Source organism: Mycobacterium sp. RTGN6, from assembly GCF_033804605.1.
Classification (GTDB): domain Bacteria; phylum Actinomycetota; class Actinomycetes; order Mycobacteriales; family Mycobacteriaceae; genus Mycobacterium.
In genome coordinates, this window is sequence record NZ_JAPZKZ010000002.1 from 52,366 (window position 1) to 78,240 (window position 25,875).

Sequence of the window (25,875 nt, forward strand, 5' to 3'; positions counted from 1 at the left end):
CCCGTGACCGTCGCGGGAGCCAATCACCGGACTCCGCGTGCTATCGCCATCATCGCCGGACTGCTTGGCGCCGTGTTTGCGGTGGCGACGCCCCTGCTGCCCGTCACGCAGACCACCGCCCAGTTGAACTGGCCCCAGAACGGCGTACTGCAGAGCGTCGACGCGCCCCTGATCGGGTACGTGCCGACCGAGCTGAAGGTCACGATCCCCTGCCGCGCCGCCGCCGGATTGAACGGGCCCGCGAACGTACTGCTGTCGACGGTGCCCAAGCAGGCCCCGAAGGCCATCGACCGCGGACTGCTCATCGAGCGCGTCGGCACCGACCTGCTCGTCATCGTCCGAAACACCCCCGTCGTCAGCGCACCGCTGGACCAAGTGTTGAGCCCCGCCTGCCAGCGCCTCGAGTTCACCGCACACGCAGACAAGGTGACCGGCGAGTTCGTCGGGCTCAACGCCGACCCCGACCCGGACGGCACGGCCAATCCCGACGAGCCGCGCCGGGGCGAACGCAGCGGCTACGACTTCCGCCCGCAGATCGTCGGAGTGTTCACCGACCTGTCCGGCCCCGCGCCTCCCGGCCTGGAGTTCTCCGCCACCATCGACTCGCGCTACAGCACCTCACCGACGCTGCTGAAGACGATCGTGATGATCGTCGGCGTCGCCCTGACGGTGCTCGCGCTCGGCGCGCTGCACATGCTCGACAGCGCCGACGGCGTCCGGCACCGCCGCTTCCTTCCGCCGCGGTGGTGGTCGATGTCGCCGCTGGACGGGCTGGTGGCGGCCGGCCTGGTGTGGTGGCACTTCGTCGGCGCCAACACCTCCGACGACGGCTACATCCTCACGATGGCCAGGGTGTCCGAGCACGCCGGCTACATGGCCAACTACTACCGCTGGTTCGGCACCCCCGAGGCGCCGTTCGGCTGGTACTACGACCTGCTCGCCCTGTGGGCGCACGTCAGCACCGCAAGCGTGTGGATGCGGCTGCCCACCCTGCTGATGGGGTTGGCCTGTTGGTGGGTGATCAGCCGTGAGGTGATCCCGCGACTCGGCCACGCGGTGAAGCACAGCCGCGCCGCGGCGTGGACGGCGGCAGGCATGTTCCTGGCCTTCTGGCTGCCGCTGAACAACGGCCTGCGCCCTGAGCCGATCATCGCGCTGGGCATCCTGCTGACGTGGTGTTCGGTCGAGCGCGGCGTGGCGACCAGCCGGTTGCTCCCGGTGGCGATCGCGATCATCATCGGCGCGCTGACGTTGTTCTCCGGACCGACCGGCATCGCGGCGGTGGGCGCGCTGCTGGTGGCAATCGGCCCGTTGAAGACCATTGTCGCCGCTCATGTTTCACGGTTCGGCTATCTCGCGCTGCTCGCCCCAATCCTGGCGGCGTGCACCGTCACGATCATCCTGATCTTCCGCGACCAGACGCTCGCCAGCGAGGTCCAGGCCAGCACCTTCAAGGCGACGGTCGGCCCCAGCCTGGCCTGGTTCGACGAGCACATCCGCTACGAGCGGCTGTTCATGGCCAGTCCCGACGGCTCCATCGCGCGCCGCTTCGCGGTGCTGACGCTGCTCCTCGCGCTCGCCGCATCGGTGGCGATGTCGTTGCGCAAGGGGCGAATTCCCGGTACCGCGCTGGGTCCGAGCCGTCGCATCGTCGGGATCACCATCATCTCGTTCCTTGCGATGATGTTCACGCCGACGAAGTGGACGCACCACTTCGGGGTGTTCGCGGGCCTCGCGGGATCGCTCGGGGCGCTGGCCGCCGTCGCGGTGACCGCTGCCGCGATGCGCTCCCGGCGCAACCGCACCGTCTTCGCGGCCACCGTGCTGTTCATGTTGGCGCTCTCGTTTGCCAGCGTGAACGGCTGGTGGTACGTGTCCAACTTCGGCGTGCCGTGGTCGAATGCGTTCCCCGAGTGGCACTTCGGCTTCACCACAGTCCTGCTCGGACTGTCGGTGTTGGCCTTGCTGGTCGCCGCGTGGTTCAACTTCACCGGAAGGGGCGCTGGGCCGCCGGGCACAGGGCGGTTGAGCCGAATTGCCCAGGCGCCGTTGGCGATAGCCGTGTGGGTGGTCGTGGTCTTCGAGGTGGCGTCGCTGACCATTGCGATGGTCGGCCAGTACCCCGGATGGACCGTCGGCCGATCGAATCTCGAGGCACTCACCGGGAAGACGTGCGGCCTGGCAAGTGACGTCATGGTCGAAGAGGACTCCAACGCGGGTCTGCTCCAACCCGCGGGCAACGTACCCGTCGGCGCCGCGCTCGGCTCCGTCACCGCACAAGGCTTCAACCCCAACGGCATACCCGCCGACCTGTCGGCCGACCCCGTCATGGAACCCCAGGGCAGCGGCAACTTCGCCGACACCGATGGCTCCCTCATGACCGAAAGCGAGCCAGGCACCGAGGGCGGCACCACCGCGGCCGGCGGGGTCAACGGCTCCCGCGCGCGGCTTCCGTACGGCCTCGACCCGAGCCGCGTCCCGGTGATGGGCAGCTGGCGCGCGGGGCCGCAGCAGCCCGCCGTGCTCCGGTCGACCTGGTACCGACTGCCGCCACGCGATCAGGCCGGACCGCTGCTCGTCGTCGCCGCGGCGGGTCGGTTCGACCCGGGCGAGGTCATCGTCCAGTGGGCCACCGACGCCCAGGCCGCCAAGGGTCAGTCCGGCGGCGGCCTCGGGTTCGCCGACGTCGGCGCCGCACCGGCCTGGCGCAACCTGCGCGCCCCACTGGCCGCCATCCCCGCCGACGCCACCCAGGTTCGGATCGTCGCCAGCGATGACGACCTCTCCCCGCAGCACTGGATCGCGGTGACCCCGCCCCGCATCCCCGTGCTGCGCACCTTGCAGGACGTCATCGGCTCGACCCAGCCGGTCATGCTCGACTGGCTGGTCGGGCTGGCGTTCCCGTGCCAGCGTCCGTTCGGCCACCAGAACGGCGTCGTCGAGGTGCCAAAGTGGCGGATCCTGCCCGACCGCTTCGGCGCGGAGGCGAACTCGCCGGTGATGGACTACCTCGGCGGCGGCCCGCTCGGCATCACCGAACTGTTGGCCCGCGCGTCGCCGGTGCCGACCTACCTCAAGAACGACTGGTTCCGCGACTGGGGCGCGCTGCAGCGGCTGACGCCGTGGTACCCGAACGCGCAGCCCGCCAGGCTCGACCTCGGTACTGCCACCCGCAGCGGACTGTGGAGTCCCGCGCCTCTGCGGCCGAGCTAGGTCCGTCGCATACCCTTGTCCCTCGTGCCCGCACGGACCAGTCGACTCATCGCGATCGTCGCGGGCGTCGTCGGACTGCTGCTGTGCGGCCTGACACCGCTGCTGCCTGTCAAGCAGAGCACCGCGACGATTCTTTGGCCGCAGGGCACCGGCGCCGACGGGTTCGTCACCGACGTCACCGCCCCGCTCGTGTCGGGCGCTCCACTGGCCCTCGACGTGTCGATCCCCTGCCAGGCGGTCGCCACGCTGCCCGCGGCGGGCGGGCTGGTCTTCTCGACCATTCCCCCGGCCGGCATCGACGCCAGCCGCAACGGGCTGTTCGTCCGCGCCACCGCCGACAGCGTCGTCGTCGCGTTCCGCGACTCGGTCGCCACCGTCGCGCCCCGCAAGGCCGTCGACTCCGGCGCGTGCAGCATGCTTCACCTCTGGGCCAACGTGGGCGGCGTCGGTGCCGACTTCGTCGGGATTCCCGGCGCCACCGGAACACTGGCGATCGAAAAGAAGCCGCAGGTCGCCGGCGCGTTCACCGAGCTCAAGGTCGGCCCCGGGCCAGGCCTCGGCGCCCGCATCGACGTCGACACCCGGTTCATCACGTCACCGAGCGCGCTCAAGACCGTGCTGATGACGCTCGGTGTGCTCGCCACGCTGGCGTCGGTGGTGGCGCTCGCGATGCTCGACGCGCGCGCGGGCAGACGGGTGCGCGGCGCGTGGCGACGGTTCTGGCGGGTGGGCGTGGCGACATGGCTCGCCGACGGCGCCGTCATCGGGACACTGCTGCTCTGGCACGTCATCGGGGCCACGTCGTCCGACGACGGCTACAACCTCACCATCGCCCGGGTGTCCGGGCAGGCCGGCTACGCCGCGAACTACTACCGGTACTTCGGCGCCTCCGAAGCGCCGTTCGACTGGTATCAGAGCGTGCTCGCCCACCTGGCCGCCGTCAGCACCGCGGGTGTGTGGATGCGACTGCCCGCGACCCTGGCCGGAATCGCCACGTGGCTGCTGTTGAGCCGGTGGGTGATCCCGCGGGTGGGCCGCAGGGTCGCGGTGAACCGGGTCGCGATGTGGACCGCCGGGGCCGTTTTCGTCGCCGCCTGGCTGCCGTTCAACAACGGGCTGCGGCCCGAGCCGCTCATCGCGTTCGGCGTGCTGCTGATCTGGGTGCTGGTGGAGTACGCCATCGGTGCCCGCCGCGTCTGGCCCGCCGCGGCCGCGATCGTCGTCGCGACCTTCAGCGTCACCCTGGCCCCGCAGGGACTCATCGCGGTGGCCCCGCTGCTGGTGGGCGCGCGCGCCGTCGTCAAGATCATCCGCGCCAAGCGCGACACCTACGGATACCTCGCACCACTGGCCGCGCTCGCCGCCTCGGCGTCGCTGTTCTTCGTGATCGTCTTCCGCGACCAGACCCTTGCCACCGTCGCCGAGTCGGCCCGCATCAAGTACGCAGTCGGCCCGACCATCGACTGGTACCAGGACTTCCTGCGCTATTACTTCCTGACCGTCGAGGACAGCGTCGACGGCTCGCTGACCCGACGCTTCTCGGTGCTGCTGCTGTTGCTGTGCGTGTTCGGCATGTTCGCGGTGCTGCTACGCCGCGGCGGCCTGCCGGGGATGGTCAGTGGGCCGGTGTGGCGGCTGCTCGGCACCACCGCCGTCGGCCTGCTGCTGCTGACCTTCACCCCGACGAAGTGGGCCGTCCAGTTCGGCGCCTTCGCGGGGCTCGCAGGCGCGCTCGGAGCCGTCACCGCGTTCACGTTCTCCCGCGTCGGGCTGCACAGCCGACGCAACCTGGCGCTGTACGTCACGGCGCTGCTCTTCGTGCTGGCGTGGGCGACGTCGGGCATCAACGGCTGGTTCTACGTCGGCAACTACGGGGTGCCCTGGTTCGACAAGCAGCCGGTGATCGCCGGCATCCCGGTCACCGGCATGTTCCTCGGGCTGGCCGTCATCACCGGAGTGCTCGGGGGCTGGCTGCACTTCCGGCTCGACTACGCCGGGCACACCGAGGTCGCGAACACCCGGCGCAACCGGACGCTGGCATCGACGCCGCTGCTGATCGTCGCCACCATCATGGTGGTGCTCGAGGTCGCGTCCATGGCCAAGGGCGCGGCGGCCCGCTACCCGGCCTACACCACGGCGAAGGCCAACGTCGACGCGCTCGGCTCGACGAGCTGCGCGATGGCCGACGACGTGCTCGTCGAACCCGACACTAATGCCGGTCTGCTGCAACCGGTTCCGGGTCAGACCTTCGGCCCCGACGGACCGCTCGGCGGGACGACCCCCGTCGGGTTCACCCCCAACGGGGTGTCCGACTCACTCGAGCCGCCGGAACCGGTGACGGCCAACCCCGGCACGGTGAACTCGGACGGCTCCCCGAACAAGCCGAACGTCGGCATCGGATTCTCGGCGGGCACCGGCGGCGGCTACGGTCCCGTCGGCGTCAACGGCTCGAACGTGTTCCTGCCCTTCGGGCTCGACCCCGCGCGGACGCCGGTGATGGGCAGCTACAAGGAGAACACCGTCGCCGCCAAGGCCACGTCCGCCTGGTACGCGCTTCCGCCGCGCACCCCGGACCGGCCGCTGGTGACCATGGCCGCCGCGGGCGCCATCTGGTCCAACGACGAGGAAGGCGGCTTCCTGTACGGCCAGTCGCTGAAGCTCCAGTGGGGCGTGCAGCAGCCGGACGGCACCTTCACCGCGCTCGCCGAGGTCCAGCCCATCGACGCCGTCAACTCGCCGCAACGCGCGTGGCGCAACCTGCGCTTCCCGCTGGCCTTGGCGCCGCCGGAGGCCAACGTCGCACGCATCGTGGCCAACGACCCCAACCTGTCCGACGACCAGTGGTTCGCCTTCACGCCGCCGCGCGTCCCGGTGCTCGAGACCGCGCAACAGCTGCTCGGCTCGCAGACACCGGTACTCCTGGACATCGGCACCGCCGCGAACTTCCCCTGCCAGCGCCCGTTCTCCGAGCACCTCGGGATCGCCGAGCTTCCCGACTACCGGATCCTGCCCGATTACAAGCAGGTCGTCGTGTCGTCGAACCAGTGGCAGTCCGCCGACGACGGCGGCCCGTTCCTGTTCATCCAGGCGCTGCTGCGCACGTCGTCCATTCCGACCTACCTGCGCGACGACTGGTACCGCGACTGGGGTTCGATCGAACGGTATGAACGGTTGATCCCCGCCACCGACGCACCCGACGCCGTCGTCGACCAGGGTGCGCAGACGGTATTCGGTTGGACGCGCCGCGGCCCGATCCGTGCACTGCCCGTGGGGAACCCACAATGAAGGGTGACGTGAGGATCGCGCGCTGGGTGGCGATGATCGCCGGCCTCATCGGCGCCGTGCTGTCGGTGCTGACGCCGCTACTTCCGGTGGTGCAGACCACGGCGACGCTGGACTGGCCGCAGAGCGGGCAGCTGACGAACGTCACCGCACCGCTCATCACGTTGACCCCGGTCGACGTGTCGGTAACCGTGCCGTGCGACGTGGTGGCATCGATGCCTCCCTCGGGTGGGGTCATCCTTGGCACCGCGCCGCCCGACGCCAAGCAGGCCGCATTGAACGGACTGTTCGTCAACGTCACGTCGTCCCGTATCGACATCACCGACCGCAACGTGGTGATCGGCAGCGTTCCCCGCGCCAAGGTGATCGGCACAGCCGGCGCCCCGGGCTGCTCGCGCATCGAGATCGTCTCCGACGAGTCGGGCACGTTCGCGACGTTCGTCGGAATCCCCGGTCCGGACGGCAAGGACCTGCGCAGCGGCTTCCCCGACCCGAATCTGCGGCCGGCTGTCGTCGGCGTATTCACCACGATGAACGGGCCTGCACCGCAAGGGCTCTCGCTGTCCGCGACGATCGACACCCGGTTCAGCACCTCCCCGACGGCGCTCAAGCTCACCGCGATGGTGCTCGCCATGATCGCCACCGTCATCGCGCTCATCGCGCTCTGGCGGCTCGACCAACTCGACGGCAGGCGCATGCAACGGGTCATCCCGTCGCGATGGCGCACGTTCACCACGGTCGACGGCGTGGTGGTGGGCTCGTTCCTGGTGTGGCACGTCATCGGCGCGAACTCGTCGGACGACGGCTACATCCTGCAGATGGCCCGGGTCGCCGACCGGGCCGGCTACATGTCGAACTACTTCCGCTGGTTCGGCAGCCCCGAGGACCCGTTCGGCTGGTTCTACAACCTGCTCGCGCTCATGACGCACGTCAGCGACGCCAGCATCTGGATGCGCCTGCCCGACCTGGTGTGCGCGCTGGTGTGCTGGCTGCTGCTGTCCCGCGAGGTGCTGCCGCGGCTCGGGCCCGCGGTGGTCTCCAGCCGCGCGGCGCTGTGGGCGGCCGGACTGGTGCTGCTGGCCGCGTGGATGCCGTTCAACAACGGGCTGCGTCCCGAAGGGCAGATCGCGACGGGCGCGCTGATCACCTACGTGCTGATCGAACGGGCCATCGGCTCGGGCCGGCTCACCCCCGCCGCGCTGGCGGTCACCACCGCCGCATTCACGCTCGGCATCCAGCCGACGGGGCTGATCGCCGTCGCCGCCCTGCTGGCAGGTGGCCGTCCGCTGCTGCGCATCCTGGTGCGCCGCCATCGGGTCGTCGGCACGTGGCCGCTGGTGCTGCCACTCCTTGCCGCAGGCACGATCATTCTGACGGTGGTGTTCGCCGACCAGACGATCGCAACGGTGTTGGAGGCCACCAAGATTCGCACGGCGATCGGCCCCAGCCAGCAGTGGTGGACGGAGAATCTGCGCTACTACTACCTGATCCTGCCGACCGTCGACGGGTCGTTGTCGCGGCGATTCGGCTTCTTCATCACCGCGCTGAGCCTGTTCGCGTCGCTGTTCATCATGTTGCGCCGCAAGCGAGTTCCCGGAGTGGCCCGCGGTCCGGTGTGGCGGCTGATGGGCATCATCTTCGGCACCATGTTCTTCCTCATGTTCACCCCGACCAAGTGGGTGCACCACTTCGGGCTGTTCGCCGCCGTTGGCGCCGCGATGGCCGCGGTGGCGACCGTGCTGGTGTCGGCGGCGGTGCTGCGGTCGGCGCGCAACCGCATGGCGTTCACCGCCGCGGTGCTGTTCGTGCTCGCCCTGTGCTTCTCCACCACCAACGGCTGGTGGTACGTGTCGAGCTTCGGCGTGCCGTTCAACAACGCCATGCCCAAGGTCGGCGGCGTCACCATCAGCACGATCTTCTTCGCGCTGTTCGCGATTGCCGCCGTCTGGGCGTTTTGGCTGCACTTCGCCCGAGGCAGGCAGGAGAGCCGGGTGGCGCGCCTCGTCACGGCGGCGCCGATCCCCCTGACCGCGGGCCTGATGGTGGTCGTCTTCATCGGATCGATGACCGTCGGTGTGGTCCGGCAGTGGGGTACCTACTCGAATGCCTCGTCGAACCTGGCCGCGCTCGCAGGCGGCTGCGGGCTGGCCGACGATGTCTTGGTCGAGCCCGATCCCAATGCCGGTTTCCTGCAACCGGTTCCGGGCAATTACGGCCCGCTCGGCCCGTTGGGGGGGGTCGGCCCAATTGGCTTCACCCCCACCGGCGTGCCCGACCGCATCGTCGCCGAGTCGCGGCGGGAACCGCTGCCCAAGTCGGGCACCGACTACGACTGGTACGGTCCGGCGAAGCTGAGCTCGCCCGGCGTGAACGGTTCGACCGTGCCGCTGCCGTACGACTTGGACCCGAAGCGAGTGCCGATGGCTGGCACGTACGTCGGCACGCCCGCACAGCAGCAGAGCAGGCTGACGTCGGCGTGGTACCAGCTGCCGGCCCCCGACGCCGCGCACCCGCTCGTCGTCATCACCGCCGCCGGCAGCATTACCGGCGACAGCATCTTCAACGGTCGCACCGAGGGTCAGACCGTCGAACTCGAGTACGGCAAGCCCGGTCCCGACGGCGGCTTCGTGGCCGCCGGTCGCGTCGTCCCCTACGACCTTGGTCCCATTCCGTCCTGGCGCAACCTGCGGTTCGACCGCGCGCAAATCCCGGCCGACGCAACCGCGGTGCGCGTCATCGCCGAGGATCTGTCGCTCACGCCAGGCGACTGGATCGCCGTCACCCCGCCGCGGGTGCCCGAACTGCGCACGGTGCAGCAGTACGTCGGCTCGACGCAGCCCGTGCTGATGGACTGGGCGGTCGGCCTGGCGTTCCCATGCCAGCAGCCGATGCTGCACACCAACGGCGTCACCGAGGTGCCACGGTTCCGCATCACGCCCGACTACAACGCCAAACGGCTCGACACCGACACCTGGGAGGACGGGCTCAACGGCGGCCTGCTCGGCATCACCGACCTGCTGCTGCGGCAGAACGTGATGGCCGCCTACCTCAACCACGACTGGGGCCGCGACTGGGGCTCGCTGCGCAGATTCGACACCATCGTCGAGGCCCAGCCAGCCGAGCTCCAGCTTGGCACCGCCACGCGCAGCGGCCTGTGGTCGCCGGGCAGCATCCGCTACAAGCCGTAGCGCACGGGTTACGGTCGACCCATGACCAACCGCGTCAAGCTTGGCAACGCTCTGGTCACCCGCGTCGTCGAAACCCGAGTCGAGATGCGCACGTCGCTCTTCACGGAGACACCACCGCAGGCCTGGGCCGAGAATGCGGAGCTGTTGGAGCCCGACTTCTGGGATCGCGGCGCCGAACAGTGGCGGATCGCGATGCAGACGTGGGTGGTGCAGGTCGACGGGCTGACGGTGGTCGTCGACACCGGGGTTGGCAACGACCGCGACCGCCCGCACATGCCGCCATTGGACCACCTGTCAACGGACTTCCTCGGCGAGTTCACTCGAGCCGGGTTCGAGCCCGGCTCCGTCGACGTCGTCATCAACACGCATCTGCACACCGACCACGTCGGCTGGAACACGCAACTGGTAGACGGGGCGTGGGTTCCGACGTTCCCCAACGCCCGCTACGTGATGCCCGAGCCCGACTACCGGTTCTTCAGCCCCGACGGCGACGGGTATTCGGACGCGGCGGCAATCGTGTTCTCGGACAGCGTGATTCCCGTCGCCGATCAGATGGAGTTGTGGTCCGATGGGCTCGAGCTCAGCGAGTCGTTGCGGCTACGCCCGGCGCCAGGCCACAGCCCGGGATCCTCGGTGCTGTGGCTTGACGCGGGCAAGCCCGCGGTGTTCGTCGGCGATCTCACGCATTGCCCGATCCAGCTCGCGCGGCCCCACGATGCGTGCGCCTTCGACGTCGACGCGGCCGCGGCGGCCGTGACGCGCAAGCGGATCTTCACCGAAGCCGCGCGCGCTCGCGCTGCGGTAATCCCTGCGCACTACCCCGGCCACGGCGGCGCGACGGTGGTGGCCCGCGGCGACCGCTTCGAGGTCGACGACTGGCTGGAGCTCGCCTCGATCTGACTGGAGGCGAGCGCGGCGGTGACCCGCTCGACGGGGAGGCCCGCCCGATCGCATGCGGCGATGACGATCTCTCGGGACTGCGCGACGAAGACGCAGAAGACGACGTCGTCGGTGGGCACCAGCAAGCTCATCAACACGGTCGCCGACGCGCCATCGTCACTGAAGAGTTCGACACCGCAGGTCAGCCTCGCGAAGGCGCGGTCCATCGCGTGCTCCGACACGTCCGCGCGATACCACTCGGCGAGGTAGCAGGAGATGCTGCGGCACGGATCGCTCATCGATCGACGGTAGGCCCGTGGGGACGTTCGATGAATCGGGGATTTCCCTACGGTTACCAGGTCGGCTTCTGGTACACCAGCCAGCGCATCTCGATGGGGCAGTGCTCGCGCGGTAGGTCGAAGACGTCGCGGCCGCTGACCCAGTCGGCGTACCAACTCGTCGGCGGCCATGCCCCTTCGGGTAGGTGGGCCTGCTCGTACTCGTAGACGCTGTCGTCGGCGACGAGCCGCAGCGGCAGCCCCGACGCCGCCGCCCCAAGCTCCTGCGGCGTGAAAATGCTTGTGTAGCACTGCTGCCCGAGCTCACGGGCCCCGTCGTCGGGTACGTAACCGGGGCGTGTCAGGAAGGCGTTGAACACCAGCCGACCACCGGCCGCGAGGCACTGCGTGGCGAGTTGGAAGATGCCGCGCAGCTGCTGGGCGGTGCGAAAGTCCGACACCACCTCGGACAGCAGGATTAGTTGGTAGTCGCGGCGCAGGTCGTCGATCGTGGTGAAGACGTCCCGCTGGATGACCCGAACCCCGAGCCCCTCGCGTTCGGCGTCGGCGCGGATCATGTCGGCGAACTTGGGCGTCAACTCGACCACGTCGACCGGGTGGCCGCGCCGCGCCAACGCGAGGCCGTTGCGCCCGGTCCCGCCGCCGATGTCCAGCACGGGATGCGTTGTCGGATCAGCTGCTTCGTTCGCCAACGCCCACACGCGGGCATCCGATTCAGTGCCGAACAGCGGCGGCTCACGGGTGCTGACCCAGTTCTCGTAGGCACCCTCGACCGTCCACCACTGCGCCTTGACGTGGTAGTTGAGCACGTTGCCGACGGGAGCGTCGTACGAGACGACGATGCTCGACCGCGGTGAGGCCGCATACGCCTCCGCCAATTGGCCTTCGAGCACCTGCCGGACGTGCTCGAGCTCCTCGGCCGAGAACGCCCGGCCCACACCTTCAAAGAGCTTGGCGCACATCGACACGTACTCGTCGAGCATGCCGGGCACCGCGGGCAACGTCACCTCCCCCTTGACCACCGAACGGCGATAGAGCCGCCGGGCGAGGGAAGCGCGCGCGCCGTCCGGGTTCATGACGTCGGCCCAGCCGTGGTCGATGGGGCGACGGTGTTGGAGGCGGGGCCGTCGTTGGCCGCGGGATCGGCGTTCTCCCTGAGGATGTCGTCATGGCAGTCGACGTGGCTCTCGCTCGTCTGCTGCATGCACACCAGCACCGGTTGCTCGGTGTCGGGCGCGTAGGTCTGGTCGTCGGCAGCCGCCGTCACCGTCGGCTGCGAGATCTCCCCTGCGTACAGCGACCACATGTCATTGTTCGTCGAGGGCATGCGTGCACAGTAGGCGGGTGCACCGCTCTCGGTCACCCCGGCACCACCGAGCGTCGCGCAGTCCGCGCCGACCACGACTACGGGCAGCGCGATCCGGCCGGGGGCTGTCGGCTGCGCCGACGGCGCGGTCTCGCGCGCCACCTCACGACGTTCCCGGTGGTCGTCCATCGCCAGGAACGCCACCGCGGCCACGCCGGCGACCAGCACCAGCGCGGCCGCCGCCATGCCGACGACGCGCCACCGACGTCCACCACCGGACTGGACGGGTGCAGCGGCCTTCGCATGCCTCGGGCCCGAGGTGGCGGGGGCCCACATCGTCTCGCCAGTGTCGTGCGCGCCGACGTCCGATGCACCGAGCCGGTGCTCCAGCGCCCGGGCGAAGTCGATGCACTTGGCGAACCGCTCGTCGGGCGTCTTGGCCAGCGCCTTGTCGAAAACCGGCCCAAGGGGAGTCAACTCGGGTCGCTTGGACCCGATCTGCGGCGGCGCCTTGGTGAGATGTTGACTGATCACGACCGCGGGGTTCCAGTGGGAGAACGGCGGCGAACCGGTCAGCAGTTGGTAGGCCGTTGCCGCGAGCGCGTACTGGTCGGCCCGCCCGTCGATCGGCTCACCGGTGAGCTGCTCGGGCGCCGCGTAGAACACGGTCCCGACCGTCATATTGGTTCCGGTCAGGTTGCTGGTGTCGTCGGCGCGTCGGGCGATACCAAAGTCCGCCAACAGAATTCGCTCGTCGGTGGCGCCCGGGTTGGCGATCAGCAGGTTGGGCGGCTTCACGTCGCGGTGGATGAGCCCCTTGCCGTGCGCGTAGTCCAGCGCCTCGGACACCGCCGTGACGAGCCGCACGACCAGATCCGTCGGCATGCCCTTGGGGTACTCCTCGGCCAGCAGCCGGGCCGCGTCCGTGCCCTCGACGTAGTCCATCGAGATCCACAGTTGACCGCCGACGTCGCCGCGGTCGTACACCGTCACGATGTGGGCATGCGACAGCGTGGCGGCGATGTCGGCCTCGCGGTGGAACCGGACGCGGTACTCACTGTCCGCGCACACCGCCGCGGCCAGCACCTTCAGCGCATCCTGACGCGGCAGCCGAGGGTGCTGTGCGAGGTACACCTCACCCATGCCTCCGGCCCCGAGGGACCGCAGGATCGTGTAGCCGGCGATCTCTTCGCCCTGCGCTAGCGGCATGGGCGAATACTAACGGCGCGCACGCAGGCGGCTGACCCTAATGCGGTGTGCCGAGATACGGGAACTCCGCGAGTGTGTCGGTGTGCGGGCTCAGCCCCGTCGGCGGGCACTCGCCTTTGGTGAGGAACGCAAGCCGGTAGTTGATCACGTCGTCGGTGAACACCCGGCCGTTCGGGTACGTCGCGGGCTTGGACGGATCGTAGGTGAGCATGTCGGGCAGGGTGCCCTCCTCGTCGATCGCCGCGATGGCCTCTTCCCGCGAGTAGTCGCCGGTGTGGCCCATCAGGTGGATGAACATGCCGATCCACCGGTCGCGGTCGCGATTCGGTTCCGACGCGTTGTACTCCTCCTTGGTGTCGTCGGTGTTGAAGAAGCTGCTCACCGACGGGTGTCCGGCCCGGTCGACGTGGAGCAGCTCGCCGTCGCGACGCAGACTGCACCGGCCCCAGACGCGGATGTCGGGATCGGCGCCCAGCGCGCTCGTCGGCATTTCGATGATCATCGAGCACACGTTGGCCGTGGTGTTCGAATCGACTCCCGTCCAAGGGGATTCACTGCCGAGGTGCAGATCGGTGAAGTTGCGCTTGCCGGACGTGTCGAAGAGGTTCTTGATGCCGTCGAAGTCGAAGAAGAAGGCGTCGCTGCGCGCGCCCGCGAAGAACGTGAAGCTGCCCGACGTGACGATGTTCGGGGTCTTGGAGAAGGACACCTCGACGGCCTCGAAGATCTTCGACCCGACGGCCTCGGGTTCCTCGGCCTCGTCGTCGCTGGCCAGGTAGACGTCCACGGTCTGACGCCCGTCCTTCGGCTCGGAGAAGACGAAGCTGAACGCGATGTCATTGCGCAGGTCGCCGTCGTTGTCGATGGCGAGCCGGTAGATCGCATCGGGGTGCAGGAAGTCGGCCTGCGGGTTGGCGTTGAGGATCAGCACCGTCCTGCTGGGATCGGCCGGAGATTGGAAGGCGTACAGGTCGCAAAGGTCGAGCCGCTGATCGCCGAGGGGTGGGCCGAGACTCAGGCCAGTGAAATGGTTTGACACGAGGGTCAATTCAACCCCGAAATGCGACCGCCCGCCAGTGAACGGCTACAGCGGGGTCAGACCGTGCTTGCGCAACACCTTGTTGGCGTTCTGCTTGTCGGCCAGCAGGCGCAACGCATTGCGCAGCAGCAGCCGCGTCTCGTGCGGTTCGATGACGCCGTCGATGTAGCCACGCTCGGCGGCAGTCCACGGGGTGGCCAGATTGAGGTTGTACCCCTCGATGAAATCGGCCCGGATCTTCTGCACCTCGGGTGAGGTCGGATCGGGGAAGCGCTTCACCAGCAATTGGGCCGCGCCTTCAGCGCCGATGACGGCGATGCGCGCCGTCGGCCACGCGAAGTTCAAGTCTGCCGACAACTGCTTGGAACCCATCACCGCGTACCCGCCGCCGTAGGCCTTGCGCACGATGAAGGTCACCTTGGGCACGTCGGCTTCCACGATGGCGTTGAAGAAGCGCCCGCCGCGTTTGATGATGCCGCCCTTCTCCTCCTCGACGCCAGGCATGGCGCCAGGGGTGTCGACGACGAAAACCAGTGGCATGTTGAACGAGTCGCAGAACCGGATGAAACCGGCTGCCTTGTCGGAGGCCTCATTGCCCACCGCGCCAGACATGTGCATCGGCTGGTTGGCAATCACCCCGACGGGGCGGCCGTCGACCCGGGCGAACGCAGTGATCATCGACGGGCTGCGTTGGTCGGCGATCTCGAAGACGTCACCGTCGTCGAAGATCCGCAGCAGGATCTCGTGCATGTCGTACGCCGTGTTGTCCGCATCCGGCACGATCGTGTCGAGTTCGTAGTCGTGCGGCGTGAGCTCGGGCTCCAGGCCGGGATTGACGATCGGCGCATCGTCGAAGTGGTTGGCGGGCAAGAAGCTCAGGTAGTCGCGCACGTACTCGTATGCCGCGGCCTCGGACTCGACCACCTTGTGAATGTTGCCGCGCTGCGCCTGGACGTCGGCACCGCCCAACTCGTCGAAGGTGACATCCTCGCCGGTGACGTCCTTGATGACGTCGGGACCGGTGATGAACATGTAGCCCTGGTCGCGCACCGCGACCACCAGATCGGTCTGGATCGGCGAGTACACCGCGCCGCCTGCGCACTTCCCGAAGATCAGGGAGATCTCCGGGACCAGGCCCCGAAGCATCTCGTGGCGGCGGCCCAGCTCGGCATACCAGGCCAACGACGTCGCCGTGTCCTGAATCCGGGCGCCCGCGGAGTCGTTGATGCCGATGATCGGGCAGCCCACCATGGCCACCCACTCCATCAGTCGGGCAACCTTGCGGCCGAACATCTCCCCGACCGAACCCTGGAACACCGTCTGGTCGTGGCTGAACACGCCGACCGGCCGGCCGTCGATGAGCCCGTGGCCGGTGACCACGCCGTCGCCAAAGAACGCGTTCGGATCACCCGGGGTCTTGGCCAGGGCGCCGATCTCCAGGAAGGTGCCCGGGTCCAGCAGCGAGTGGATCCGCGCCCGCGCCGAAGGGATGCCCTTCTTGTCGCGCTTGGCCCTGGCCTTCTCGTCGCCGGGATCCTTGGCGAGCTCGAGCTTCTCGCGGAGTTCAGCCAGCTTCTCGGCCGTGGTGTGTGGCTTGCTGACGGGGGTCGCCGCTTCGGTCACTGCTCGCTCCGGATCCGGTTGATCGCCTCGCTCATGTGCGCGCCGACCTTCGCAATGTACGGCTCGTCGATGGCCTGGATGTGCTCGCCCCCGATGGGCACCACCTCGAGATTTGATGCGAACTCGCCCCAGCCGCCGTCGGGCTTGCGGGTGGCGTAGCCAGGCTCGAAGGTGATCGCGTCGTCGTGGTAGCGGTCCGCCATGTACAGCACGACGCGGCCGTCGTACGGCTGGATGTCGACGGTGTCCAGGGCGCGGTTGTCCAGGTACGACGTGCGCTGGTGCTCGATGATGCCGCCGGGGATCTGTACGCCGGCGTCGGCGACCGCGTTGAGCACGAACTGCACCTGGCCGGAGTCGTCGAGCTCCTCGAGCTGCTCGTAGGGGATCTCGGGGATCTCCACGTTGAACGTCCGCTGAGCGAACGCCGCGTAGCGATCCCAGCGCTTCCGGGTCTCCTCCTTGGTGTGCAGGATCGGCTCACCGGGTCGCACGCAGTCGATCAGACCCACGAAGGGGACGTCGGCGCCGGCCTGCTTGAGCCCGATCGCGCAGGCATACGCCAACGCGCCGCCCAACGACCAGCCCGCCAGGATGAACGGCTTACCGCCATTGATCTCGAGCAGCTTCGGCACGTACTGCGCCGCCCGTTCCTCGATGGAGCCCTCGACCCGCTCCAGCCCGACCATCGGCGTGGCCGCAGGCAGCCGCTTCAGCAGGGGCTCGTAGACCACCGTCGATCCGCCCGCGGCGTGGAAGACGTACACCGGAACGTCATCGTCGGACTCCACCTTGCGGATGGTCCGCACGAAGCCGTCGAGCTCACCGGCTTCGAGGAACTCGCGCACCGTCGTGGAGAGCTCTTCGACGGTGGTGGCCTTCTTCACGTCGTCGACGGTGATGACACCCTCGGCGCGCTCCGAAAGCCGCGCCGCCATCTTCTCGGCCGCGGCGTCGTCCAGCCCCGGCAGCGCGTTGAAGATGCCGCCTGGCGACTTGCCGGTGACGATCGCCCACGTCGCGAACGTGACTCGCTCGGCGGCATCGCGCGGCGGGACGTCGCTGCCCAGTGCGTCGGCGACGGCCTGCTGGTTCAGCACCGCGGCGGCTGCGCCCGCCGCGCTCTGCTTGGGCGCGCGCGGACCCGACGGATCGGTTGGCGGCGGTGGGATCTCGAGGTCGGCCACGGGCGCCGCTCCGGCGGTCTGTTCGTTGACCTCCGCCAGCCTTGCCTCGAGCTCAGCCACCGTGGTGGCGCCACCCATCAGTTCGGCCTGGGCCGCGGCGATCTCCTCGGCGGACTGCGTCTTCTGCTGTTCGGCGAGCTCGGTCACCTGATCGCGGTGCTCGATCGCGTACTGGATCAGCTTCTCGACGGCATAGAGGTTCGCGTCGCGGACGGCGGTCAGCTGGATGGGCGGCAGGTCGAAGTCGTACTCGACCCGGTTCTTGATGCGCACCGCCATCAGCGAGTCCAGCCCCAGCTCGATCAGCGGTACCTCCCACGGAAGGTCCTCGGGCTCGTAACCCATGGCACCACCGACGATGGCGCCGAGCCGCTGCGCGATGGTCTCGCCGCTGTCGGGCGACCACTTGGCAAAGCCTGCTGCGAGACCCGCGCCTGCGGTGAGATTGTCCTGCAGGATCGCCGCGTCATCCTCGATGGCAGGCGCCTCCAGAGTGGCCACGTCCACGGCCGCGCCCGCACCGACGGCCGTGGGCAGCACCGCGGCCTGCCCGCCCTTGGTGACGATCGCGTCGTATACCAACGTGAACGACTCGTCGATGCGCGCGTGCACCTGAACCGTCGCCCCGCCGGGGTGGCGGGTCAGCGTCGTCACCAGGCGGGCGTCGTCCGCGGGCACCGCGCGCTGCTCGAACGCCGTCAGCCGCGCGTCCGGAAGCACCACCGCCGCAGCGGCTTTCACGACGGCGGCAAGATCGGTGGCACCACGCGATACGTACTCCCACACGTGCTTGCCGTCGGGGGTCGCGACGTGGTTGCCGGGAAGCACCGCTGAACTGTCGCCGGTGAAGTGGGCGTCCAGCCAGTGTGGCTTGCGCTTGAACCGGGTGGGCGGCACGTTTGCGTAGTCGACCGCCGGGTCCTCGGCCCGCGTGAAGAGCGTGCGGAAGTCGAGGTCGTGACCGTGCACGAACAGCTGCGCCATGGCCGTGGTCATCGCGTCGACCTCGTCCTGCTTGCGGGCAAGCGTGGCGATCAGTTGGCCATCATGCAATCCAGCGCTGGCCGTCGTTAGCCCAACCTGCATGAGCGCCACCGGATTCGGGGCGAGCTCGAGGAACGTGGTGTGGCCTGCGTCGACGGCGTTGCGGATGCCGTGCGTGAAGTAGACGCTGTGCCGCAGACCCTTCTTCCAGTAGTCGACGTCGTGGATCGGCTCGCCGCCAGGACGGATGAACCCGCCCTCGTGCACGGTGGAGAAGTAGCCGAGCTTCAGCGGCAACGCCTCGATGCCCTGCAACTCTGCGGCCAGCTCACCGAGCAGCGGGTCCATCTGCTGGGTGTGGCTGGCGCCCTTGGTCTGGAACTTGCGGGCGAACTTGCCCTCGGCCTCGGCCCTAGCGATGATCGCATCCACCTGCTCGGGTGGTCCGCCGATGACGGTCTGGGTCGGCGCGGCGTAGACGCAGACTTCGAGGTCAGGGTAGTCCGAGAACACCGTCTTGATCTCGTCGGCCGAGTACTCGACCAAAGCCATCAGCCGGATGTACTCGCCGAACAGCATGGCCTCGCCCTCGCCCATGAGGTGGGCCCGCGAGCAGATGGTGCGGGTGGCGTCGACGAGTGAAAGCCCGCCAGCGAAGTAGGCCGCGGCCGCCTCGCCGAGCGACTGACCAACCACCGCACCGGGTTTCGCCCCGTGCGCCTTGAGCAGCTCACCGAGCGCGATTTGGATCGCGAAGATGACCGTCTGCGTGGTCTCGATGCCGTAGTCCTGGGCGTCGTCAAGGATGAGCTCGACGATGGAGTATCCGAGCTCGTCCTGGATGAGCGCGTCGACCTTGTTGATCCACTCGGCGAACGTCTCGTCGCGCAGGTAGAGACTCTTGCCCATCTTGCGGTGCTGCGCGCCGAAGCCGGCGAGCACCCACACCGGGCCGTTGGTCACGGGGCCGTCGGACGCCAGCACCAATGGGCTCTGCTTGCCGTCGGCGAGCGCCCGAAGCCCCTTGATCGCCTCGTCGTGATCGTGCGCGAGCACGACCGCCCGCGACCGGCCGTGGTTGCGCTTGCTCAGCGACCGACCGATCGCCTCGAGCGACGTCGCCCGACCCTCCGGGCTCTCCACCCAGTCGGCCAGTTCGGCAGCGGTGGTCCGCTTGCGTGAGGTCAGGAATGCTGAAACCGCAAGGGGCACGATGGGAGTCGGCGTTTCCTCGGCTTCCAGCTCCTCGCGGGCCAGCTCGAGCAGCCGTAGGGCCTCGTCGGTCAGTCCCGGCAGTTCGGGCTCGTCGGAATCGGTTGCCTCGGCACCGAGCTCGTAGTAGCCGGCGTCCTCATCGTCCGAGTCGATGAACTCGCCGTACTCGTCCATCCGGACCCCGCCGACGTACACGGCCGTGTCTGCTGCAACCGACTTCTCCTCGACGGCTTCGGCTTCCGGCTCGGGCTCGACCAGATCGGACGGCAGCACCTCACGGACCACGATGTGCGCGTTCGCGCCACCGAAGCCGAAGCCCGAGACGCCGGCGATCTTGTGCCCGCTGTAGCGCGGCCACTCGGTGACGGTGTCGTTGACCTTGAGGTGTTCCTTGTCGAAGTCGATGTACGGGTTGGGGCCGGTGTAGTTGATCGACGGCGGCAGCTTGTCGTGCACGATCGAGAGCACGACCTTGGCCATGCTCGCCGCGCCAGCAGCCGACTCCAGGTGTCCCACATTGGATTTCACTGCACCCAAGAGTGCCGGCGCGTCGGCTGCGCGGCCCCGGCCGATCACTCGGCCCAGCCCGTCGGCCTCGATCGGGTCGCCGAGCATCGTGCCGGTGCCGTGCGCCTCCACGTAGTCGACGGTGCGCGGGTCGATGCCCGCGTCCTTGTACGCCTTGCGCAGCACCTGCTCCTGCGCATCCGGATTCGGCGCGAGCATGCCGTTGGACCGGCCGTCGTGATTCACTGCGCTGCCCGCGATGACGGCCAGTATTTCGTCACCGTCGCGGCGGGCGTCGGCGACGCGCTTGAGCACCAGCATCCCGCCGCCCTCGGAGCGGGCGTAGCCGTCGGCGTCCTGCGAGAACGACTTGCACCGGCCGTCCGCGGCCAGCACGCCGCCAACCTCGTCGAAACCGATGGTGCCCAACGGAGTGATCAACGCGTTGACGCCGCCAGCGACGACGACGTCGGCCTCACCCGTGCGCAGCGCCTTGACGCCCTCGTGCACGGCCACCAGCGACGACGAGCACGCGGTGTCGATGGCCATCGACGGCCCACGGAAGTCGAAGAAGTAGGACACCCGGTTGGCAATGATCGAGCTGGTGGTGCCGGTGATGGCATAGGGGTGCGCGGTCGTGGGGTCGGCCACCGCCAGAAACTGGTAGTCGTTCTGGGACGAGCCGACGTAGACGGCGACGTCGGTGCCGCGCAGGCTCGACGCCGGAATCCTGGCGTGCTCCAACGCCTCCCAGGTCAGTTCCAGCGCCATCCGCTGCTGCGGATCCATGTTGTCGGCTTCCATCTTCGCCAGCGCGAAGAACTCCGCGTCGAAGCCCTTGATGTCGGACAGGTAGCCGCCGCGAGTGCGGGCCCTGGCCACCCGCTCTGCGATGCGCGGCTCGTCGAGGAACTCCGACCACCGCCCCTCGGGCAGATCGGAGCTGCCGTCGCGGCCCTCGAGCAGCGCCGCCCACATCTCGTCGGGGGTGTTCATGTCTCCGGGGAAACGGGTGCCGATGCCGACGATCGCGATGTCGGCCACGTTCGGGTCCGAGCGGCTCCAGTCCTCGCCCTCGACGAACTCCACTTCGGGTTCGCCCTCGACGATCACCGTCGCCAAGGACTCGATGGTCGGGTGCCGGAACGCCACGGTGGCCGTCAGCGTCACACCGGTGAGGTCCTCGATGTCGCTGGCCATCGCCACGGCATCCCGCGATGACAGCCCAAGTTCGACCATGGGCGCGGACTCGTCGATCGAGTCCGGCGACTGGCCGGTCGCGGTGCCGATCCACTTGCGCAGCCACTCCCGCAGCTCCGGGACGCTCATGTCAGTGCGATGCGGCTCAACCGGTTCGATCTGCGAATTGTCTTCGGCGTCAGTCATTTTCACTGCTCACTTCCGCCGCTCAGCGGCTTGCGTGCGGTCAGTCCGTCTGATCTGGGAATGCGTTGGCGACCTTCCCGCTGCGCAGGCTTCCGTCGAGATAGGCGCTACGGCACGCGCGCCGACCGATCTTGCCGCTGGACGTCCGCGGAATGGCTCCAGCGGACGTAAGCAGCACGTCGCGGACGGTGACGCCGTGTCGCACGGCGATGGCCGCCCGGATGTCGTCGACGACGGGAGCCAGGTCCAGCTTGTGGGCGCCGGCCGCACGTTCGGCGACGATGACCAACTGCTCGCTGGAGTCGTCGGCGTCGCGCTTGAGGCCGGCGTGCGCGTTGTCGAACACCTCGTCCGGCAGCTGGTTGGCAGGCACCGAGAACGCCGCGACGAAACCGGTGCGCAGCGCCTTGCTGGCCTCCTGGGCCGAGTACTCGAGGTCCTGCGGGTAGTGGTTTCGGCCGTCGATGATGACGAGGTCCTTGACGCGGCCGGTGATGTAGAGGTCGCCGTCGTAGAAGGCGCCGTAGTCACCCGTGTTCACCCACGTGGCGTCGTCCATCGCACGCTCGGCGTGCGAGGGGTTGGTGCGCGACTTGAGGATGTTCTGGAAGGTCGCGACCGTCTCCTCCGGCTTGTTCCAGTACCCGGTGCCCATGTTCTGGCCACTGATCCAGATCTCGCCGATCTGGCCGTCGGGCAGCTCGGTGGCCGACTCACCGTCGACGATGACGGTCCACTCGGCGATACCGACCTTGCCCGCCGACGCCTGCGCTACGGCCTTGGGTGAGTCCTCGGATACCTCGACGAAGCGGTGGTTGTTCAATTCGTCGCGGTCGACGTTGACGATCTTGGGCGGCTCGCCTGGCAGCGTCGTTGACACGAACAGCGTGGCCTCGGCCAGCCCATAGGCGGGCTTGATGGCGACGGGGTTGAAGCCGTACGGGGCGAAGGCCTCGTTGAAGCGGCGCACGGTGGCCGCCGAGATGGGCTCGCTGCCGTTGAGCACCGCCTTGACGTTGGACAGGTCCAGCGGCTCCTCGCCGTCCTTGGGCAGGCCACGGGCGGCGGCGTGGTCGAACGCGAAGTTCGGCGCCACCGAGATGACACCGCCGACGTCGCCGGGCTTGCGCGCCATCTCGCGGATCCACCGCCCGGGTCGGCGCACGAACGCCGCCGGGGTCATGAACGTCACGTAGTGGCCGATCATCGGCGCCACAAGCGCGGTGATCAGGCCCATGTCGTGGAAGAAGGGCAGCCAGCTGACGCCGCGGTCGCCTTCCTCGCCGTCGAGCGACTCGATGACCTGCACGACGTTGGTGGCGAGGTTGAGGTGGGTGATCTGCACACCCGTCGGGATGCGCGTCGAACCCGAGGTGTACTGCAGGTAGGCGATGGTCTCGACGGCCACGTCGACGTGTTCCCAGGTGGCGCCGACGTCGTCGGGCACGGCGTCGACCGCGATGACGCGTGGCCGCTCGTTCGCGGGCCGGCCGCGGAAGAACTTCCGCACCCCCTCGGCGGAGGCGGTGGTGGTCAGGATCGCAGTCGGCTGGCAGTCGTCGAGCACGGCGTGCAGGCGACCGACGTGCCCTGGCTCGGCCGGGTCGAACAGCGGCACCGCGATGCGGCCGGCGTACAGGGTGCCGAAGAAGGCGACGATGTAGTCGAGGTTCTGCGGGCACAGGATGGCGACCCGGTCACCCGGCTGGGTGACCTGCTGCAGCCGAGCGGCAATTGCGCGGTTGCGGATGCTGAAGTCGGCCCAGTTCAGGTCGCGCTCAACGCCATCGCGCTCGGTCGAGAAGTCGAGGAAGCGGTAGGCGAGCTTGTCGCCGCGCACCTTCGCCCACTTCTCGACGTGCCGGACCACGCTGCCGTTGTCGGGAAACCGAAGCAGACCGTCCTTCAGGAACGGGTTGTGGAATCCCATTTCACTCTCCTGTCAATGCCCGTTTCTCGAGCGTCACGCATGTGGCCATTCGTCCGAATGCCAAACCCCGAGAATCGTACCGGGGAGTAGCCGCGTGTCTGATCAGGCGCTTCGCGCAAGCGCCGGACACAGCTCTTACATTTCTCTTAATGTTAGGCGTATCCCTCGTCGCGGCCAAATCGCCAAGCGGGTTGTGACTCAACCGTGCTTTGGATGTGGTGCATTGTCGATCAGATTCTGCGCCCAGGCCCGTGTCCACTGCGTCGACGTCTGGCCATCCAGCACCCAGAAGTCCGGCGTGTTGTACAAGGCGTGCACCGGCCGCCCGGCCGCACCGATCAGCGTCTCCAGCGTCTGCGGCAGGTTCACGATCGAGAACGCCTCGTTCGGCGCCGCGCAGATCAGGTCGCCCGACGCACAGATCTCGTTGGTGCGGTCATTCAGCACCCCGAACCCGCCGTCGCGCGGCCCCGTCATCGCCAGCCCGAGCCCGTCCAGCATCGGCACCTCGTGCAACGTGATCTCGGCGCCATGCCCCGGCGGATTGGGCCCGACTTCCTGCCCGACCCCCTCCTGGCGACGGCCATCAGCGATCAGCGTGACTCCCAGCACCAGGTCCGCGTCGATGGGCCCGCGGCCGTTGCCGATGTCACTGGCGATATCGCCCGCGATGATGGAGCCCTGAGAGAACCCGACGATGACGAAGCTGGTGAGCGGGCAGCGCGCGTTGATGTCGGTGATGGCCCGGACAGTGACGTCCATGCCCTCCTTGCGGCTGTCGTTGTACGACATCTGCTTGTCGGCGGAGAACGGATTGTGGAACTGGGCCGTGTACGGGACGGTGTACTGCGCCAACCGCTCGGGACCGAAGGCGTCCCGCAGCGGGTTGGTCACGTTCAGCAGCAACGCAATCGGGAACTGCACCGGATTCATGGGGTCCATCTGCGGCGACGATTCCCAGGTGCCCGGAACCGAGACAACCTGAACGTCGGGGCAGCTGGCGTCCTGGAACTCGGGCCGCGTCGACCCACTGGGCGGCACTGCGCTCGGGGGCGACGCACCGGGCGGGTTGGCCGACGGCGGCGAGTCGGGCTGACGCAGCATCACCACTAGCGCGCCAACGACCACGGCGACGAGCACCGTAACGGCGGCTGCTGCGGCCAGCCCGAGGATCCGATGCCGCTTGCGGCGGCCAGAGTTGGTCATGTTCTCCTGCTAGCAGAGCTTGTCGGTTGCGATGCGAATGTAGTCGGCCGTTACCGAGTTGACCTCACCCGCAGGTGGCGCCGCCGAGCTCACCGCGGAGTCGCGCACGTCACCGCGCACCATCGGCAACACGAAGTCCCACACCGCCTGATCCGTCTGATCCGCCGCACGCGCCTGGCACACGTAGGAACCGATGGTCAGCGCGACCAGCTTGCTCGACGGCCGCACCCCCGCGGCATCCAGCGCATCGAGATAGCCCTGCTGCTCGGGCGAGACGACCATGGCGGTTTCGTTGGCCGGTGGTTGCGAAATGGACTGAAGGCCCGCACCGAGGGAGGCCGACTCCGACGTCGGCAACCCCATGCCGACGATCACGTCGTTACTCACGCCGCACCCCGTCGCAACCAGCGCTGCGCACGCCACCAACGAGAGGGATCCGGTAGCCAGCCCGGCCGTTCGCCATCCCTCGTTACGCACGCACTCCAACGTACCGGCTGCGCGGACGGGCGCGCTGGACCGTTTGCTGGTTTCGACTACTTGATGGCCGCCGCCAGGTCGCCGGACAGCGCGGCGAGCTGCGGGCCCCAGGTGCCCCAGTCGTGCTGACCGCTCGTCGGGAAGTCGAAGTGTCCGTTGTGCCCACCGACGGAGCGATAGTGCGAATAGAACGCCCGGTTGCTGCCTTGCGCCTGATCGCAGTACCCGATCATGGCGGCGGGATCAGTGCACGCCAACGCCGACGGGCTGAAGACCCACAGCCGAGTGTTGTTGTCGGCCAACAACTGCACGTGCACATCCGGGTCGTGCCACTTCCACCGGCCCAGCTGTGCCGCGCCCCACATGGCTTGGGTGTTCACCCCACCGAACTGAGCCAGGCCCGCGGTGATCGCACCGTTCATCGCCGTGGCCGACGGGGTGAGGAAGCCCGACATCGAACCGGCGTAGCGGAAGCGATCGGGGTGGAACGCCGCCAGCGTCAGTGCGCCGGTGCCACCCTGCGCGACGCCGACGATGCCGTGCCCGCCCGGCGCCAGCCCCTTGTTCGCCGCCAACCAATCCGGTAGCTCACTGGACAGGAACGTCTCCCACTGCTTGCTGCCGTCCGCCTCCCAGTCGGTGTACAAGCTCCAGGCGCCACCGGCGGGCGCGGCCACGGAGATGCCCTTGCCCGCGAACGTGTTGAAGGCCCCCGCCCCCACCCAGTTGCTGACATCGGGACCCGCGTTGAACGCATCGAGCAGGATCACCGCGTGCGGGCCACCGCCCTGGAACGCCACCGGGATGTCCCGGCCCATCGCACCCGACGGCACCATCAGCATCTCGACGCCGGCCGCCTTGGCTACCTGCGGACTAGCCACCCACAGTCCCGCGGCCAGCGCGATCGCGGCCATCGTCCGGAACATCACTGAGAGCAGCCTCATG

At 68.5% G+C, this 25,875-nt stretch carries 14 protein-coding genes; 4 read left to right on the top strand and 10 right to left on the bottom strand.

Features of this window, described 5'->3' with window-relative positions:
* Positions 1-3 precede the first annotated feature (3 nt).
* The 4 genes from SLQ33_RS04570 to SLQ33_RS04585 are packed head-to-tail and all read left to right on the top strand — an operon-like array spanning position 4 to position 10,583.
* Positions 4-3,213, top strand: a complete 3,210-nt coding sequence (locus SLQ33_RS04570) for an arabinosyltransferase domain-containing protein (protein WP_319452619.1) — start codon at positions 4-6, stop codon at positions 3,211-3,213.
* Between the two features lie 24 nt (positions 3,214-3,237).
* A complete protein-coding gene (locus SLQ33_RS04575; RefSeq protein WP_319452620.1) occupies positions 3,238-6,498 on the top strand; it encodes an arabinosyltransferase domain-containing protein in 3,261 nt (1,086 codons plus the stop codon).
* Complete coding sequence (locus SLQ33_RS04580; protein WP_319452621.1) at positions 6,495-9,683, top strand: arabinosyltransferase domain-containing protein; 3,189 nt, start codon at positions 6,495-6,497, stop codon at positions 9,681-9,683. Before SLQ33_RS04575 ends, SLQ33_RS04580 begins: the two co-directional genes overlap by 4 nt.
* Before the next feature lie 21 nt (positions 9,684-9,704).
* Positions 9,705-10,583, top strand: a complete 879-nt coding sequence (locus SLQ33_RS04585; protein WP_319452622.1) for an MBL fold metallo-hydrolase — start codon at positions 9,705-9,707, stop codon at positions 10,581-10,583.
* Here SLQ33_RS04585 and SLQ33_RS04590 read toward each other — a convergent pair.
* The 10 genes from SLQ33_RS04590 to SLQ33_RS04635 all read right to left on the bottom strand — a co-directional run bounded on the left by SLQ33_RS04590 (position 10,499) and on the right by SLQ33_RS04635 (position 25,874).
* Positions 10,499-10,861 (bottom strand): hypothetical protein, encoded by a 363-nt coding sequence (locus SLQ33_RS04590; RefSeq protein ID WP_319452623.1) that lies wholly within the window; start codon positions 10,859-10,861, stop codon positions 10,499-10,501. The two genes, SLQ33_RS04585 and SLQ33_RS04590, sit on opposite strands and share 85 nt — an antisense overlap.
* Before the next feature lie 53 nt (positions 10,862-10,914).
* On the bottom strand, positions 10,915-11,937 hold the full coding sequence (locus SLQ33_RS04595; protein ID WP_319452624.1) for a class I SAM-dependent methyltransferase: 1,023 nt from the start codon (positions 11,935-11,937) through the stop codon (positions 10,915-10,917).
* Entirely contained in the window at positions 11,934-13,376 is a 1,443-nt protein-coding gene (locus SLQ33_RS04600; RefSeq protein WP_319452625.1) for a serine/threonine-protein kinase, read from the bottom strand. The genes SLQ33_RS04595 and SLQ33_RS04600 overlap by 4 nt, the downstream gene beginning before the upstream one ends.
* 37 nt (positions 13,377-13,413) lie before the next feature.
* Entirely contained in the window at positions 13,414-14,415 is a 1,002-nt protein-coding gene (locus SLQ33_RS04605) for a DUF4331 family protein (RefSeq protein ID WP_319452626.1), read from the bottom strand.
* Positions 14,416-14,460: 45 nt separating this feature from the next.
* Complete coding sequence (locus SLQ33_RS04610; protein WP_319452627.1) at positions 14,461-16,038, bottom strand: acyl-CoA carboxylase subunit beta; 1,578 nt, start codon at positions 16,036-16,038, stop codon at positions 14,461-14,463.
* The gene (gene pks13 / locus SLQ33_RS04615) at positions 16,035-21,317 is read right to left on the bottom strand and encodes a polyketide synthase Pks13 (RefSeq protein WP_319452628.1); all 5,283 of its coding nucleotides are present in this window, start codon (positions 21,315-21,317) and stop codon (positions 16,035-16,037) included. Before pks13 ends, SLQ33_RS04610 begins: the two co-directional genes overlap by 4 nt.
* Before the next feature lie 40 nt (positions 21,318-21,357).
* Positions 21,358-23,247, bottom strand: coding sequence for a long-chain-fatty-acid--AMP ligase FadD32 (fadD32, locus tag SLQ33_RS04620; protein WP_319452629.1), 1,890 nt, complete (start codon positions 23,245-23,247; stop codon positions 21,358-21,360).
* Positions 23,248-23,445: 198 nt separating this feature from the next.
* Positions 23,446-24,453 (bottom strand): cutinase family protein, encoded by a 1,008-nt coding sequence (locus SLQ33_RS04625; protein WP_319452630.1) that lies wholly within the window; start codon positions 24,451-24,453, stop codon positions 23,446-23,448.
* 9 nt (positions 24,454-24,462) lie between these two features.
* A complete protein-coding gene (locus tag SLQ33_RS04630; RefSeq protein WP_319452631.1) occupies positions 24,463-24,840 on the bottom strand; it encodes a DUF732 domain-containing protein in 378 nt (125 codons plus the stop codon).
* A 146-nt stretch (positions 24,841-24,986) separates the two neighbouring features.
* On the bottom strand, positions 24,987-25,874 hold the full coding sequence (locus SLQ33_RS04635) for an alpha/beta hydrolase family protein (RefSeq protein ID WP_319452632.1): 888 nt from the start codon (positions 25,872-25,874) through the stop codon (positions 24,987-24,989).
* Position 25,875 lies beyond the last annotated feature (1 nt).